14 protein-coding genes are annotated in these 15,335 nt (G+C 70.3%); 7 read left to right on the plus strand and 7 right to left on the minus strand.

The features are described from left to right. Window positions 1–20: 20 nt before the first annotated feature. Window positions 21–1,262: an alginate lyase family protein gene (locus LHJ74_RS23625; RefSeq protein ID WP_260220180.1), complete on the minus strand. Its 1,242-nt coding sequence runs from the start codon at window positions 1,260–1,262 to the stop codon at window positions 21–23. Window positions 1,263–1,843: 581 nt separating this feature from the next. Further along, complete coding sequence (locus LHJ74_RS23630; RefSeq protein WP_260220181.1) at window positions 1,844–2,017, minus strand: hypothetical protein; 174 nt, start codon at window positions 2,015–2,017, stop codon at window positions 1,844–1,846. Between the two features lie 114 nt (window positions 2,018–2,131). On the opposite strand from LHJ74_RS23630, the gene LHJ74_RS23635 reads away from it, so the two are divergent. From LHJ74_RS23635 to LHJ74_RS23660, 6 genes are read left to right on the plus strand one after another with little or no spacing between them, the layout of a single operon-like run. Beyond that, on the plus strand, window positions 2,132–3,460 hold the full coding sequence (locus tag LHJ74_RS23635) for an ABC transporter substrate-binding protein (RefSeq protein ID WP_260220182.1): 1,329 nt from the start codon (window positions 2,132–2,134) through the stop codon (window positions 3,458–3,460). A 5-nt stretch (window positions 3,461–3,465) separates the two neighbouring features. Next, a complete protein-coding gene (locus LHJ74_RS23640) occupies window positions 3,466–4,458 on the plus strand; it encodes a carbohydrate ABC transporter permease (protein ID WP_260220183.1) in 993 nt (330 codons plus the stop codon). Beyond that, entirely contained in the window at window positions 4,455–5,369 is a 915-nt protein-coding gene (locus LHJ74_RS23645; RefSeq protein WP_375546818.1) for a carbohydrate ABC transporter permease, read from the plus strand. Before LHJ74_RS23640 ends, LHJ74_RS23645 begins: the two co-directional genes overlap by 4 nt. A 17-nt stretch (window positions 5,370–5,386) precedes the next feature. Next, entirely contained in the window at window positions 5,387–6,979 is a 1,593-nt protein-coding gene (locus tag LHJ74_RS23650) for a glycoside hydrolase family 43 protein (protein WP_260220184.1), read from the plus strand. A gap of 33 nt (window positions 6,980–7,012) precedes the next feature. After that, the gene (locus tag LHJ74_RS23655) at window positions 7,013–8,026 is read left to right on the plus strand and encodes a hydroxyacid dehydrogenase (RefSeq protein ID WP_260220185.1); all 1,014 of its coding nucleotides are present in this window, start codon (window positions 7,013–7,015) and stop codon (window positions 8,024–8,026) included. Window positions 8,027–8,029: 3 nt separating this feature from the next. Then, window positions 8,030–8,836, plus strand: a complete 807-nt coding sequence (locus LHJ74_RS23660) for an alpha/beta fold hydrolase (protein WP_260220186.1) — start codon at window positions 8,030–8,032, stop codon at window positions 8,834–8,836. 247 nt (window positions 8,837–9,083) lie between these two features. On the opposite strand, the gene LHJ74_RS23665 is transcribed toward LHJ74_RS23660, so the two are convergent. From LHJ74_RS23665 to LHJ74_RS23675, 3 genes are all read right to left on the minus strand, one after another. Beyond that, a complete protein-coding gene (locus LHJ74_RS23665) occupies window positions 9,084–11,222 on the minus strand; it encodes an alpha-galactosidase (RefSeq protein WP_260220187.1) in 2,139 nt (712 codons plus the stop codon). Window positions 11,223–11,350: 128 nt separating this feature from the next. Then, the gene (locus LHJ74_RS23670) at window positions 11,351–12,016 is read right to left on the minus strand and encodes a response regulator (RefSeq protein ID WP_260220188.1); all 666 of its coding nucleotides are present in this window, start codon (window positions 12,014–12,016) and stop codon (window positions 11,351–11,353) included. Beyond that, entirely contained in the window at window positions 12,013–13,311 is a 1,299-nt protein-coding gene (locus LHJ74_RS23675; RefSeq protein WP_260220189.1) for a sensor histidine kinase, read from the minus strand. Before LHJ74_RS23675 ends, LHJ74_RS23670 begins: the two co-directional genes overlap by 4 nt. Window positions 13,312–13,411: 100 nt before the next feature. Between LHJ74_RS23675 and LHJ74_RS23680 the strand changes: the two genes are divergently transcribed. Further along, a complete protein-coding gene (locus LHJ74_RS23680; protein WP_260220191.1) occupies window positions 13,412–13,840 on the plus strand; it encodes an ankyrin repeat domain-containing protein in 429 nt (142 codons plus the stop codon). A gap of 81 nt (window positions 13,841–13,921) precedes the next feature. Here LHJ74_RS23680 and hemC read toward each other — a convergent pair whose 3' ends face one another. Then, window positions 13,922–14,857: a hydroxymethylbilane synthase gene (hemC, locus tag LHJ74_RS23685; protein ID WP_260220192.1), complete on the minus strand. Its 936-nt coding sequence runs from the start codon at window positions 14,855–14,857 to the stop codon at window positions 13,922–13,924. 188 nt (window positions 14,858–15,045) lie between these two features. Next, a complete protein-coding gene (locus LHJ74_RS23690; RefSeq protein ID WP_260220193.1) occupies window positions 15,046–15,333 on the minus strand; it encodes a DUF3817 domain-containing protein in 288 nt (95 codons plus the stop codon). Between the last annotated feature and the right edge of the window lie 2 nt (window positions 15,334–15,335).

The raw sequence follows: 15,335 nt of genomic DNA on the forward strand, positions 1-15,335 counted from the left end.
CCTGATCCAAACGGCAGCCCCTAAGCCTCCACTACGTAGGTGAGGGTGCCGAAGCCCAGCTCGTCGAAGCCGCCGCTGTTGGGGCCGTAGTCACCGCCGCCGCCCTCGGGGCTCTGCTTGCGCGCCATCAGCGACATGTACGGCGTCTCGTGACCCATGCGGTAGTGGTAGTGGTGGTACACCCGCTCCCAGACGGGGCGCACTTGGCCGCGGCCCGAGCCCGAGACGGCGGTGTGCTCCCGGTAGTCGCAGTTGACGCCCGTACCCCAGGCGTACTTGGTGAAGGGCACACTCTCGCCGTGGTTGTACTTGGCGACGTACTCGCACGCCTTCATGAAGCGGTTGTCGTCGGTGCCGTACAGGTCCAGGCCCTGGTTGCGGCCCATCTCGCAGATGGTGCCCATCAGGCCGATTCCCATCAGGGTGTGGCCCTGGTCCCTGCCCATCTCCTGCCACTGGGCGAGGCCGCCGTCGTGGAGGAAGGGGATTGCGTGCGGGAGGGAGCCGTTGCCCTCGCCGTTGTGGAAGTAGTCCACCGCCCGGTCGAACTTGGCCTGGTCGTCGTTGAGGATTCCGATGGCCATGATGCCCGCGATGTTGCACAGGTCCCAGTTCGCCCAGTAGTTGGTGATGCAGGCGCCGTTGTGGCGGTTGAGGAAGTCGTCGCTGAGCGGATAGAAGACATCCGCCATCATCTTCTGGAAGCGGCCCAGGTCGAAGCCGTCGTAACCGCGCATGATCTCGGCGGCGTTGGCGAACTGGTAGCCGTAGATCCCGGCGGCAAGGAAACGGTCCGCGTTCCCGGTGACCTCGCGCAGTGTGCCCGACCAGGCGTTGAGGATGTCGCGTGCCTTGTTTCCGTGGGCGGTGTCGCCGGTGACCTTCCAGCGCAGCGCGTTCTGGTACGCGGCGTGGATGTCGTTGTAGAGCTGGGGGTAGTTCTGGCCTTCGCCGCCGCGGACGATCTTCTCCGTCGGGCGGGGCGACCAGTCGGGGTGGGAGTGGGAGTTGGCGATCAGGCGCTCCCATCCCTGGATCCAGGGGGAGGTTCCGGCCTTGACCTTCTCCGCCATCCGGGAGAAGTCCTCGGCGTTGTGCAGCATGCCCGGGTGGGCGAGGGCGGCGGCCCTCGCCTTGTGCTCCGTGCCACCCGTGGAGGCCGCGCGGGCGATCACGGGGACGGCCAGCGCACCGGCACCGAGCGCCCCGGCCGTGAGGAGGCGACGGCGGCTGAGGTGTCTGCGATGTCTGCTGGGGCTCATGGGGGTGCCCTCTTTCCGCTGGGTGGGGGGATGAGAGGAGCCCGACAGTAGCGGCGGCCCACGCGCCCGCACGAACCTCACCGGCACATACGAAAGTTTCGGCGTTACGGCGAGCGCTCACGGCGGGCCGTGCACGGGCGGCCGGACAGGCCGAAATTTTCGGTTCTCGGTTTTGAGGTTCCGAACGGGGCGCGCCGCTGTGAACCTGACGTCGCCTTCCCTTGGTAACCGTTTTCTTCTGCCTCTCCCCTGAAGGGACCGTCGTATGGCTGACCACACACCGAACCGCCGCAGGGTGCTGCAGGTCGCCGCGGCAGGTGCTGTGGCCGGCTGGGCCGCGGGCTCCGCCGGTGGTGCCTCCGCGTTCGCCGCCCCGCCTCCGCCCCCGCCCGGTCCTCGGCCGCCGGGGGGCCGAGGACCGGGCGGGCGTCCCTGGACAGCGTCGTCTTCGGCGTCCCCGACTTGGAGGAGGCGTACGGGTTCACCGGCGTCCTCAAGCCGGTCGACAACTTCACCCGGCAGTACTACGGAGACGTCAAGAGTCTTGGCAACGGCGGCCACCAGTCCGACTGGGGCGGCTACTACGGCGCGCTCGGCGAGCGCTCTACATCGTCGAGGACCTCGTCGCCGACGACGCGGTCGACGGCCGCGCGAGTGACGACGCCGAGTGGCGCGAACTGGGCGGCACCGCCTACCGGCTCTCCGCCCGCCACGGCGCGGAGTTCGGCTCCACGCGCTACCGGGTCGTCTCCCACCACGCCGACGGCACCGAGACCACTTCCCTCTCCTCCCCCGACCCGTCCTCCCCCGACCCGTCCTCCCCCTCTCCCAACTCCCCCTCCTCTCTGGCTGAGTGAACGGAACCCGACATGAGCAACAGAAGAAGCCGGATACCCGCGACGCGGTTCATGGCCGCCGGTACGGCCTGCGTCCTCTCCTTCACCCTCGCCGCCTGCGGCGGCTCGGACTCCGGGGACGGCGAGTCCTCGGGCCCGGTCACCCTGGAGATGTGGAGCGGCGCCGAGGGCGCCGACCAGGCGGTGAAGGCGTTCAACGCCGCACACGACGACATCACGCTCAAGTACGTCAAGGTGCCCCAGGAAAAGATGTCCAACCAGCTCAACAACGCGCACAAGGCGGGCGACGAGTCCAAGGCCCCCTGCCTGGTCCAGACGGACAACCGCGAGGGCAGCATGCTGATGGCCAACGGGGTGCTCCAGGACATCGCCGACCATGTGAAGGCGAGCGAGGACAAGTTCTCCGAGGGTGCGATCGACGCACTGACCATCGGTGACAAGACCTACGGCGTCCCTGACGCGCGTCAGCCGTACTTCACGATCTTCAACAAGCCCGTCTTCGACAAGGCGGGCCTGGAGTACCCCAAGACGTGGGAAGAGCTGATCGACGCCGGAAAGAAGCTCAAGAAGGACGGCGTCAAGATCTTCAACCTCGCGGGCGAAGACCCCTCCACCTGGATGAACATGGCCTGGCAGGCGGGAGCCCGCTGGTATGAGGTCGAGGGCGACGCCTGGAAGATCAACTTCACTGACAAGCACTCCCGCTGGGCCGCGAACGTCATGCAGCAGCTTCTCGACGAGAAGGTCGTCTCGAAGATCAGCTACGCCGACTACGCGGCGATGATCCAGGAGTACGACGCGGGCAAGATCGCCTCCCGGCAGGTCTCCACCTGGCAGCTCTCGTCCTTCGAGCAGCAGATCAAGAAGACCCTCGGCGACTGGGAGCCGGCCCCCAACTTCGCCGCACCGGGCGAGTCCTCGCCCGCCTCGGCGGGCGACACGTACGGGCTGATGGTCCCCGAGCTGTGCCGGCACTCCAAGGAGGCCACGGAGGCGGCCGTCTGGCTGGCCACCAACGACAAGCCCGTGGACACCATGGGCAGCCCGAAGACCTCCGGCTGGTACCCCGCGGTCAAGGACCCTGCGCCGCACCTGGGCCAGGTCGTGCCCGAGAAGCTGATGGGCAAGCACGCCGACAAGGCGGTGCCGGTGATCACGAAGGCGGCGAAGTTCGCCGACGGCTGGCAGTACGGCCCCAACTCCAAGGCCATGTACGAGGAGCTGGCCGACCAGTGGGGCAAGGCGATGGCCGGTGACATCAAGGTCGCCGCCATCCTCCCGCACATGCAGAAGTGGGTCGTCAACGACCTCAAGCAGCGCAAGATCAACGTCGTCGAGTGAGTTCCATGTCCACCACCACGGCAGACAAGACCGCCGCGGGAGCCGAAGGGCCCGGGAGCCGCACACCCGGGCCCCGCCGCTCCGGCCTCAGCTCCCCCTCGCGCGGGGCCCGGCGCCGACGACGGCACGCCTTCCGGGGCGCGGGCTTCGCCGTCCCGTTCTTCCTGGGCTTTCTGTTCACCTTCGTCGCTCCGCTTGCCTACGCGCTCTACCAGAGCTTCTTCAACATCGAGAGCTCGGGGCTCGGAATCGGCACCCAGAAGGAGGTGTTCGTCGGCTTCGACAACTTCACTCGCGGTCTGCAGGACAGCGACTTCTGGTCCGGAACCATCCGGGTGCTGCTCTTCGCCTGTGTCCAGATCCCCATCATGCTGGGCCTCGCACTGACCATGGCCCTGCTGCTGGACGGCGCCGCCCGCCGCACCGCGAACCGCTACCGCCTTGCCTTCCTGGTGCCGTACATGATCCCCGGCATCGTCGCGGCCCTGATGTGGCTCTATATCTACAGCCCACGGCTGGGGCCGCTCACCGACGGGCTCGGCGCGGTCGGCATCGAGGCGGACTTCTACTCGTCCGCGCTGATCTGGATCTCCATGGGCAACCTGCTCACCTGGATCCACATGGGCTTCAACATGCTCATCATCTACGGCGCGCTCCAGGCAGTCCCGCGTGAACTCTTCGACGCCGCACGCGTGGACGGGGCCTCCGAGCTGCGGATCGCACTCTCCGTCAAAGTGCCCTACGTACGCGGTGCGTTGGTGCTGACCGGAATGCTCTCCATCATCGCCACGCTCCAACTCTTCAACGAGCCGCTGCTGTTCCGCACCACGGCGCCGGAGACCGTCAACAAGAGCTGGACGCCGACCCTGGCCATCTACAACCAGGCGTTCGACAGCAACAACTACCACTATGCCGCCGCGCTCTCGGTCATTCTCGCGCTGGTCGCGGGCGGAGCCTCGTTCCTCTTCTACAAGCTCACGAACAGGGCGCAGCCATGACCCTCACCAAAAGCGGCCGCACCGGCCGCCGCCGTCCGGGACCGGAGGGCGAGGCCATGCCCGTCGGCATCACCCAGTCGCGGCGCTCCCGGATCCTGGTCCTCATCGGCCTCGTCCTGTTCGCCCTCTACTCCGTGGCACCCGTGTGGTGGCTGATCGTCTCGGCCACCAAGGACCAGCAGGGCCTGCTCTACTCCAACGGGCTCTGGTTCGAGGACTTCCACTTCTTCGACAACGTCCAGACCGTCATCGAGTACAACGACGGGATCTTCCTGCGCTGGACGTTCAACTCCGTGCTGTACGCGGGAGCCGGCGCGTTCCTGTGCACACTGGTGTCCGTCGCCGCGGGCTACGCGCTCTCCCGGTACTCCTTCCCCGGCAGAAACCTGGGCCTGGGCGTCGTCATCGGCTCCTTCCTGCTCCCGCAGGCCCTGCTGACCATGCCGCTCTATCTGCTGTTTTCCAAGATCGGTCTGACGGACACCGCGTGGGGCGTGCTGATCCCCTTCGTCATCAACCCGTTCATGGTCTACCTCGCCAAGGTCTACGCCGACGGAGCGATCCCCGCCGAACTGCTGGAAGCGGCCCGGATGGACGGAGCCAGCGAGATACGCATCTTCTTCCAGGTCGTGCTGCGGCTCATGACGACCGGTTCGGCGACGATCTTCCTGCTCTCCTTCGTCGGCAACTGGAACAACTTCTTCCTCCCGCTGACCATGCTGCGGGGTGAGGACAAGTGGCCGCTGAGCATCGGCCTGTACTTCTGGAACGCGCAGCGCACCGACTCCGAGATCGACCTGACCACGCTGGTGCTGACCGGGGCGCTGCTCTCCGTCATCCCGCTCGCCCTGATCATGCTGGCAATGCAGCGGTACTGGAAGTCGGGCGTCACTCTCGGCAGTCTCAAGTAACCTCGCAGGAGAACGACTTGCTATCCCGCTCGATACACAATCCCGTCCTGCCCGGCTTCCACCCCGATCCGAGCATCGTCTACGCGGACGGCTGGTACTACCTCGTCACCTCCACCTTCGAGTGGTACCCGGGCGTCCCAGTGCACCGCTCCGCGGACCTGGTGCACTGGGAGTTGACCGGCCACATCCTGGACCGCCCGGACCTGCTCGACCTGCGCGGCGTACCCGACTCGGGTGGCGTGTGGGCACCCTCGCTGTCCTGGCACGACGGACTGTTCTGGCTGGCGTACAGCGTGGTGCGCACCACCGGAGGCCCCTACAAGGACATCGACAACTACCTCACCACCGCCCCCGAGGTGCTCGGCCCCTGGTCGGAACCCGTCTATCTCAACTCCTCCGGCATCGACCCCTCCCTCTTCCACGACGCCGACGGACGCAGCTGGCTGCTGAACGTGCGCTGGGACCACCGGGCGGACCGGCCCAGCTTCGACGGCATCCTGCTCCAGGAGTACGACGCCGGGAAGGGGGCGCTGACCGGCGAACCCGTCAACATCCTCCGCCATGACGACGGGGAACTGATCGAGGGCCCCAACCTCTACCAACGCGACGGCTGGTACTACCTGCTGCTGGCCGAAGGCGGCACCGGCTGGAACCACGGCATCCGCACGGCCCGCTCCCGCTCGCTCACCGGCCCGTACACACTCGACCCGGCAGGGTCGCTGCTCACCACCCGCGACGCTCCCGGCGAACCGCTCCAGAAGGCGGGCCACGGGGAGCTGGTCCGCACCCCCGACGGCCAGTGGTACCTCGCCCACCTGGCCTCCCGGCCGGTGCACACGCCCGAGGGCCCCCGCTGCGTACTGGGCCGGGAGACCTGCCTCCAGCAGCTGACCTGGGATGCGGACGGCTGGCCGCGCCTCGCACACGGCACCACAAGGCCCCTGACCGAACTCCCCGCACCCGCCCCGGAGGCCACCGGCCCCCCGCGCGTACCGCAGGCCGTCGACCACTTCGACGCCCCGCAACTGGACACCGCGTGGAGCACCCTGCGCAGCCCCGCCACCCCGGACTGGCTCAGCCTCACCGAACGCCCCGGCTGGCTGCGGCTACGCGGACGGCAGAGCCCGCGCTCACTCTTCGACCAGAGCCTCATCGCCCGCCCGCTGCGCTCCACACACTGCGAAGCGGACACGGCACTGGACTTCCGTCCCTCCCGGTTCTCCCAGATGGCCGGGCTGATCTGCTGGTACGACACCGGCACGTACTACTACCTGCGCGCCACCCACAGCGAGGACCGCGGCCGGACACTGGGCATCGTCTACGCCGACGACGGCACCCACGGTGAGCTGCCCCAGAGCGAACTGCCCGTCGACGACTGGCCGCTGCTGCGCCTGCGCGCCCGTTTCGAGGGAACGGAGCTGCGCTTCGCCGCCTCACCCGACGGGAACAGCTGGGTGAACGTGGGCCCCGTACTGGACGCAACCCGGCTGTCCGACGACTACGGCACCGCACTGCGCTTCACCGGCGCACACGTAGGCGTCTGCACGCAGGACCTCGACGGCGGCCTCGCCCCGGCGGACTTCGACTGGTTCGCCCTGCGCGACCTGTGACCACACCCCCAGGCCCAGCAAGAGAGGCAATCCGTGCCCGAACGACGCCGTCCCACGGCCCTGTTCGCGATGAGCCCCGAGCATCTGCCCCGGCTCTTCCCTCCCGACGTGCGTGCCCGGCTGGACGCCTCCGCCGACGCCGACCCGACGGCCGTCGCCGACAACTTCGACACACCCCGCTCGCGCGAGGCGCTGTCCGCCGCCAGCGTGCTCATCACCGGCTGGGGCTGCCCGCCGCTGGACGCCTCGGTGCTGGAGACGGCACCCCGGCTCAGAGCCGTGCTGCACACCGGAGGCTCGGTCAAGGGCCTGGTCAGCCCGGCCTGCTGGGAACGCGGCCTCGCCATTTCCTCGGCGGCCGACGCCAACGCGGTACCCGTCGCCGAGTACACGCTCGCCATGATCCTGCTCGCGGGCAAGGACACCTTCGCGCTGCGCGAACGCTACGGCGCCGAACGGCACTTCACCCTCGGCCTCATCCACGGCGGCATCGGCAACCGAGGCCGCCGGGTCGGCGTCATCGGCGCCTCCCGCATCGGCCGCCGGGTACTGGAACTGCTGCGCCCGTTCGACGTGGAGGCCGTGCTGTGCGACCCCTACACCGACGACGCGACGGCCGCCCGGCTCGGCGCCCGCCGCACCGGACTCGAGGAACTGCTGGGCACCTGCGACACGGTCAGCGTGCACGCACCGGAAACGCCCGAGACCCTGCGGATGCTGAACGCGGAACGCCTCGCCCTCATGCGGGACGGCACCGTCCTGATCAACACCGCGCGCGGCGCCCTGGTGGACACCCCGGCACTCACCCGCGAGCTGCTCACCGGCCGCCTCACCGCCGTCCTGGACGTGACGGAGCCGGAGCCGCTGCCCGCGGACTCCCCCCTCTTCGAGCTGCCCAACGTCGTCCTCACCCCGCACATCGCCGGTTCCCACGGCAACGAACTGCACCGGCTGGGCCTGAGCGTCGTCCAGGAGCTGGAGCGGCTGAGCGCCGGACAGCCGCTGGCACATCGCGTACACGCACCCGACCTGCACCGGGTCGCGTAAGGGATGCCGCTCCCTGATCCGCCCCCTGCCGCGGGGGAGATCGCTGCGGTCTACGGCCCCGACGAGGGCCCGGCGCTGCTGCTCGTACACGGCTGGGGCGGCGACGCCGCCGAGTGGGGGCCGCACGCCCGGGCCTGGGCGGAGCACGGCCGCCGCGTGCTCGTACCAGAGCTGCGCGGCCACGGCCGTACGCCGCCCGGCCCGGGAGGCTGGTCCCCGCGCGACTTCGCCGCCGACCTGGCCGCGCTCATACGCCGCTCGCACGCCGGTCCGGTCACGGCGGTCGGCCACTCCATGGGTGGCCAGATCGTCACAGCACTCGCGGTCGAACACCCGGCTCTCGTAGCGGCGCTGGTCGTGCTGGACCCCGCATACGGCGCCGACGCCGAGGAGATGCGCCGCCTGCCGGACGAACAACGCGCCCTGCGCTCCCGGGGTACGCCCTGGGCCGTGGACTTTCTGCACGGCGCCTTCTCCGCCCACACCCCGCCCGGCGTGCGGACACGCCATCTCCGCCTGATGGCCGCCATGGACCCGGAGATCCTGGCAGCCTGCCGGGACGGCATGTACCTCACCCAGGACGCCTTCGGCTCCCGCAAAGCCGCACGGCGCTACCTCGCCCACCGCCGCTGCCCCGTACTGACGGTCTGCTCCCAGCCCTCAGCAGCCCACTGGCTCCGTTCCCTCCCCCACCACCCCCAGTCACACACCGCCCTCTGGCCCACCTGCGGCCACTACCTCCACGAGGAACACCCAGACGCGCTGACCACCCTCGTCACCACCTGGGCAGCGCAACTCACACCCCCATGACCCTCCACGCGCGGGACTGAACATGGTGCGGAACTCCAGCCCGCGCGGTTTCGGTTGGGCGGGAGGGGACGGTGACCCTCCGCGCGCGCGACTCCCAGGCCCCAGCCCGCGCCGGTCCCCGGATGCACGGGAGGGGACGGGGAGGGGGTGGTGCTTCCGGAACACTCAAGCGTGATTTGCGGCCGCCTGCGGCCCGTAAATCATGCCGTTCCGGAAGCACCACCCCCGGACCGGCACCGGCACCCGCTCACCCCGTACGTATCCGCAACAGCCGCGCCGCAGCCGCCGCCCCACCCAGCCTGACGCGCAACGCACCACCACCCCGCTCCCAGCCCAACTCCCCCTCCCCGAACAGCGGATACAGCGGAGTGACCTCCACCGCCCCCCGCGGCAGCGACAACTCGCACTCGGCCGCCGCCCCCTCCCGCCGCCACAGCGCAAGCAACATCGTGCCCGGCACCTCCAGCGCAAGCGCCAGCCAGCCGTCCCGCCACCCGGGCAGCCCGAGCGGCCAGCTCGGCACGGCCCGCGGCAGCAGGCCACGGAACTCCCGGTAGACAGCGAGCGCTTCGGCGACCAGGCCGCGCTGCCGCGCGTCCAGCAGGTCGAGGCGCCCGCTGAGGTGGACGCGTCCGAGCATGGCCGTCACCATGCAGAACGCGGTCTCCTCGGCGCTCTGACCAGCCTGCGGGTATGCCCACATCGCCCCCTGCTCCGGCGGCACGGCGGCGGGTGCGGCTGCGGCGATGGGAGGCAGCAGCAGGGGATCCTGCTGGTCCGTGAGGGACTGGAGGGAGACATGCGCGAGGGTCGCGTGGTCGGTGCGCATGCCACCGGCGGCACAGCCCTCGATGGTGAGGCCGGGGTGCCGGTCCAGCACGCCGTCGAGCCAGTTGAGATACGCGCGGTTGTGCCCGAGCAGCCCGTGCCCTGGTCCGTGCGGCGCGCTGTCGGTGTCGGTCCCCGCACCGATGTCGATGTTGTAGTCCAGTTTGAGGTAGCCGAGCCCGAACTCGCCCACCAGCCGGTCCACGACGGAGTCGAGGTGTGCGACGGCAGCCGGATGCCGCAGGTCGAGCTGGTAGCGCCCCCATTCGACGACGCGCTGCCCGTCCCGCCGGAAGAACGCCTCCGCCGGGAGCTCTCCTGCGACCGGGCTGCGGACGCCGACGACCTCCGGCTCCAGCCACAGCCCGGGGACCATTCCGGCGGCCTTCACGGCATCGGTCACTTCGGCGAGACCGCCGGGGAACCTTGAAGCGGCGGGCTCCCAGGCGCCGACGGCGTCCCACCAGCCGGGGACACCACCGGGCCCGGCGTCGCCGCCGCGCTCCGTGTCGTACCAGCCCGCGTCGACGCAGAACACCTCGGCGCCCACTTCGGCGGCGGCGCTGACGAGCGGCAGCAGCCGTTCGGTCGTCGGGTCGCCCATCAGACAGTTCATGAAGTCGTTGAAGACGACGGGCAGCTTGTCGTGGTCGGGGTGCGAGCGCCGCCGGGCGGCCCTGCGGTGCCGTGTGAGGGCGGCGAGTGCCGCGTCCCGGTCGGCGGCGAGAGCGACGGAGGCGGTGACGGTTCGGAACGATTCGCCGGGCTCCAGCCGTACGGACCACTGGTGTTCGCGGGAGGCGGGGCCGGACAGCAGCAGGTACACGTCGTCGTAGCGGTCGCCCAGTTCCGCGTGCCAGGAGCCGTTGTGCTCGATCTGCCAGGCGAGGAACGACTCGGGCCCCTCCACCCACCCCATGGGCAGCCACTCGGAGGACGGCCAGGATCCGGTGCTGGTGAGCGCGGCCCGGCTCTTGGTCCCGGTCTGCCCGTAGCGGGCCATTCCCACGTCGGGGACGCCGAGTTCACCGAGCGGCGTGCCGGAGAAGCGGTACTCGCCGCTCCACGGATTGCGGGCCGACCACACGTACAGCTCCCGCTCCCACGCCGACGGGGCTCCCAACAGCCCGGCGAGACCGCCGAAGACGAAGGACGAGACTCTTTCGACGGTCACCGCATGTTCGCCCGCGGTCAGTTCGGCCCAGGAACGCAGGACGGGCAGCCCCGGGCTACGGGTGTAGTGCGCGGCGACGCGCAGCCCCGTCTCGGGGTCGGCGAGCTCCACTACCAGTTCTTCCGGCCCGGCAGCGTGCCGCACGTACCGCAGCCGCCGTCCCAGCGCCCCGTCGACGTGCCGTTTTCCCGAAGTCCCGGAGCTCCCCTCCCCCGCGAGCGCGATCTCCACCAGTGGCAGCGCGGCACGGGCATCGCCGGTCGGCTCCCCGCCGGCCGTCCGGGCAAGCCCGCTCAGCAGCACCTGACCGTCCGCAGTGGAGAGGAAGTGCAGGGCCAGATCGCCCGCACCCCAACGATCGGGCATAGCTGCGGCTGCGGACACGGCGTCTCCTTCGGCGCCCCGGGAGGGGCGGTCCCGTCACGCTCGCACCGTCGGCCGGCGGAGAGAAGAGCCGCCCGCCGACGCGAAAGTTTTCGCAGCAGTACCGACTGCGCCCGGGCCCAGGGCCGCTACCCCAGCCAGCCCGGGGTGATCATGCCCGACTCGTACGCCAGGATGACCAGTTGGGCCCGGTCGCGGACTTGGAGCTTCGTCATCACGCGGCTCACGTGGGTCTTGGCCGTCGCAGGGCTGAGGACCAGCCGCTGGGCGATCTCGTCGTTGGAGAGACCCGCGCCCACCAGGCCCATCACCTCGCGCTCCCGCTCGGTGAGGGCGTTCAGCCGGGTGCCCGGCTCGGGCCGCTTCACCCGGCCCGCGAACTCGGCGATCAGCCGCCGTGTCACCGCCGGGGCGATCAGCGCGTCACCGCGCGCGGCGACCCGTACGCCGTGCAGCAGTTCCATCGGCTCGGTGTCCTTGACGAGGAACCCCGAGGCACCGGCGCGCAGCGCCCCGTACACGTAGTCGTCGATGTCGAAGGTGGTCAGGATGACCACCCGTACGCCCTCCAGCCGCTGGTCCCCGACGATCTCTCCGGTCGCCTCCAGCCCGTCCTTCTCGGGCATCCGGATGTCCATCAGCACGACGTCCGGGCGGAGTTCGCGCGCGAGCCGTACCGCCTCGTCGCCGTTGGCCGCCTCGCCGACCACCTCGATGTCGTCCTCGTCTCCGAGGATCGAGCGGAATCCGGCCCGCACCAGTGTCTGGTCATCGGCCAGTACGACCCTGATCATCTTCTCTCCCCCACGGGAATCCGTGCCTCCACCCGGAAGCCGGAAATGCCTCCGGAGCGGTCCGTGATGTTCTGCGCCGTCAGTTCGCCGCCGAGCGCGCGTGCCCGCTCCGCCATACCGCCCAGGCCGCTGCCGCCGAGACCGGCGGGGCTGTGCCTTCCGGTGGCGTCCAGCACTCCGGGCATGCCCTTGCCGTCGTCCTCGATCCGCAACCGTACGCTCGCGCCGCTCACGTCTCCGCCCTCGCCCTCGCCCTCGCCCTCAGCCGAACCCTCGCCCGCATCCGCATCCGCACCCGGGCCCTCACCCTCGAGTCGCACCGTGACGACCGCTCTCGTCGCCTCCGCGTGCCGTACGACGTTCGTCAGCGACTCCTGCACGATCCGGTACGCCGCCAGCCCCACCTGTGGCGGCAGCGGCGGCCCCTCCTCCGGTACGTCCATGACCGTACGCACCGCGACTCCCGCCGCGCACGCCCGGTCCACCAGCCCGCCGATCTCGGCCAGCCCGATGTCGGCCGGAGCGGTCGGCGCCGTCTCGTCCACCTGCCGCAGCACGCCCAGCGTGGCACGCAGCTCGCGCAGCGCCTCGCGGCTGGTGTCCCGGATCGCCTCCATCGCGGGGACCATCTCCGCCGCCGAGGTCCGGCCCTTCTCGTGCCGGTGCATCGCCGCGGCGGACTGCACGTTGATCAGCGAGATGTTGTGGCCCAGCACGTCGTGCAGCTCGCGGGCGATCCGCAGCCGTTCCTCCGTGGCGGACTGCCGTGCCCGTACGTCACGCTCACGCTCCGCCGCAAGCGCCCGCTGCTCGACTTCGCGCAGATACGCCTGCCGGGTGTTGTACGCGTGACCGGCCGCGATCACCCCCACGAACCAGCCGAGCAGCAGGAAGATCGAGGTGTCGTCCACGTGGCGCCCGTTCGCGCTCGCCAGCTGCTCGGTGAGGGTGACGGCCAGCATGGTGGACACACCGAGGGCGACGGTGGCGAGCAGGTGCCCGTCGGCCGCCGCCTTGAACAGCGTGAAGGCGAAGGCGACCAGCAGCACGGGCACGTCGCGTTCCGAGAGCGGGAAGTAGACAGCGTTGCACAGCATCAGGAACACGGCGACACCCACCGGCCAGCGCCGCCGCCAGTGGAGCGCCGCGCAGCCGACCAGCGTCAGGCCCCAGGACACCAGCGCACGCGGCAACCCCTCGCCGGAGATGTCCCCCCGCACCAGGTCGACGACGATGAGGACAGCCAGCACAGCCGTGACCACACCGAGGAGAATGCGCTGCTGAGACACGGGCATGCGAGAAAGCGTACGTAAGCTGAGCGACGCCAGCCCCATACCGCCGAGGTACCGCCGAGACGGCCGCCTCCGGACGGCGCACGAGGAGAGGACGGACTGCATGTCCAACGCCCCGCAGCCGCAGAGCGACGAACCCGCGCACGACCCCGAGGTGATGCAGCTCGCGGGCAAGATCTTCGATCTCGCCCGGCACGGCGACACGGACACCGTCGCCGCCTACGTGGACGCGGGGGTGCCCGCCAACCTGTCGAACGACAAGGGCGACTCACTCGTCATGCTCGCCTCCTACCACGGCCACACCGCGACCGTACGGGCGCTGCTGGAGCGCGGCGCCGACCCGCACCGTCCCAATGACAAGGGGCAGACCCCGCTGGCGGGTGCGGTCTTCAAGGGCGAGGACGAGGTGATCGAGGCGCTTGTCGAGGCGGGCGCGGACCCGAGGGCGGGGCAGCCCTCGGCCCTGGAGACGGCGCGGATGTTCGGGAAGACGGAGCTGGCGGAGCGCTTGGCGGGCGGAGAGACCGACTAGGCCCTGTCCGAGCAGGCCGAACAGGCCGGACCGACCGGACCGACCGGACCGGCCGAGCAGGCGAGATCCCGCCCGGACACGTCAGTGCGGGATGTCGTCGATCAGCTCGCGCGCGCCCTGCCGCAGCAGGGCGACGGCCACCGAGGTGCCCAGCGTGGGGGGGTCGAGCGGCCCGGCCCACTCGTGCGCGTCGAGCACGGTCTTGCCGTCGGGGCTGAAGACGCGCGCGCGCAGCGACAGGCGGCCGTCGCGCTCGGCCTTCGCGTAACCGGCGATCGGCGAGTTGCAGTGCCCCTGCAGTACGTGCAGCAGCATCCGTTCGGCGCCGACCTCGCGCCAGGCCTGGGGGTGGCCGAGCCCGGAGACGGTCTCGATTGTCGCCGTGTCGTCCTCGCGGCACTGGAGCCCGAGCACCCCGGCGCCGATCGGCGGGCACATCGTCTCGACGGACAGCACCTCGGAGATCCGGTCCGTACGCCCGATGCGCTCCAGACCGGAGACGGCGAGCAGCAGCGCGTCGGCCTGGCCCTCCTCCATCTTCTCCATCCGCCGGTTGGCGTTGCCGCGCATCGGCACGCACTCCAGCTCCGGGTGGGACATGGCGAGCTGCGCGATGCGGCGTACCGAGGAGGTGCCGATGCGGGTGCCCGCGGGCAGCTCGTCGAGGGTGAGCCCGTCGGGGTGGATGAGCGCGTCCCGGATGTCGTCCCGCTCCAGGTAGGCGGCGAACAGCGTGCCTGCGGGGAGCGGACGGTCGGCGGGGACGTCCTTCAGGCAGTGCACGGCCAGATCGGCCTCGCCCGCGAGCAGTGCGGCGTCCACCTCCTTGGTGAACGCGCCCTTCCCGCCGAGTGCGGACAGCGACCCCATCCACCGGTCGCCGGAGGTGGTGACGGGCACCACCTCGGTGCGGATACCGGGATGCAGTACGGCCAGCTCGGCGCGTACCCGCTCTACCTGGGCCAAGGCCATCGGCGAGGCCCGGGAGACGATGCGGATCAGTTCAGCGGTGGACATACACACACGATAGGGCGTACAGGCGGACCGCCGGGCGGCAACCCCGTGCTTCCGCTCTGCTACCAGGTCAGCGGGCCGTCGTCATCGCCTCGACGGCGCGGGCGACGAGGTCGCCCCGATCGACGCGGCGGCGGCGGGACGGATGCGGCCGGGTCGCGGGGCGGGTCTTCCCGCTGGGTGAGTACGGCTCACACGGGCAGCGAGACGGGGTTCTGGCGGCCGAGCAGCCGCACCGACAGCAGTCCGCCGACACCCGGGACGAGCGAGCGGAGCACGGCCGGGTGCCGGACGGCGCCCGCCTCACGTACCGCGATGATCACGACGAACAGGTACGCGCAACCGTGCACGGGTCCGGTGAGGGAGGAGACACCCTCCGCGTGCACGGTGAGGAGATTCCCCAGCAGCATGAGCAGCGAAATGACCTCGACGTGCGCGGCGATGCGCAGCAGGGCCAGTTGGGACGGGCGGGGATGCATGG

The sequence above is a fragment of the Streptomyces gossypii genome, from assembly GCF_025165795.1.
Classification (GTDB): Bacteria; Actinomycetota; Actinomycetes; order Streptomycetales; family Streptomycetaceae; genus Streptomyces; species Streptomyces gossypii.

What these genes read in the sequence shown, in the direction of transcription:
- LHJ74_RS23675 (WP_260220189.1), bottom strand. Translation starts at nt 13,311, where the DNA reads ATGCCCGTGTCTCAGCAGCGCATTCTCCTCGGTGTGGTCACGGCTGTG.
- LHJ74_RS23680 (WP_260220191.1), top strand. Translation starts at nt 13,412, where the DNA reads ATGTCCAACGCCCCGCAGCCGCAGAGCGACGAACCCGCGCACGACCCC.
- LHJ74_RS23640 (WP_260220183.1), top strand. Translation starts at nt 3,466, where the DNA reads ATGTCCACCACCACGGCAGACAAGACCGCCGCGGGAGCCGAAGGGCCC.
- LHJ74_RS23660 (WP_260220186.1), top strand. Translation starts at nt 8,030, where the DNA reads ATGCCGCTCCCTGATCCGCCCCCTGCCGCGGGGGAGATCGCTGCGGTC.
- LHJ74_RS23690 (WP_260220193.1), bottom strand. Translation starts at nt 15,333, where the DNA reads ATGCATCCCCGCCCGTCCCAACTGGCCCTGCTGCGCATCGCCGCGCAC.
- LHJ74_RS23625 (WP_260220180.1), bottom strand. Translation starts at nt 1,262, where the DNA reads ATGAGCCCCAGCAGACATCGCAGACACCTCAGCCGCCGTCGCCTCCTC.
- LHJ74_RS23635 (WP_260220182.1), top strand. Translation starts at nt 2,132, where the DNA reads ATGAGCAACAGAAGAAGCCGGATACCCGCGACGCGGTTCATGGCCGCC.
- LHJ74_RS23645 (WP_375546818.1), top strand. Translation starts at nt 4,455, where the DNA reads ATGACCCTCACCAAAAGCGGCCGCACCGGCCGCCGCCGTCCGGGACCG.
- hemC (WP_260220192.1), bottom strand. Translation starts at nt 14,857, where the DNA reads ATGTCCACCGCTGAACTGATCCGCATCGTCTCCCGGGCCTCGCCGATG.
- LHJ74_RS23670 (WP_260220188.1), bottom strand. Translation starts at nt 12,016, where the DNA reads ATGATCAGGGTCGTACTGGCCGATGACCAGACACTGGTGCGGGCCGGA.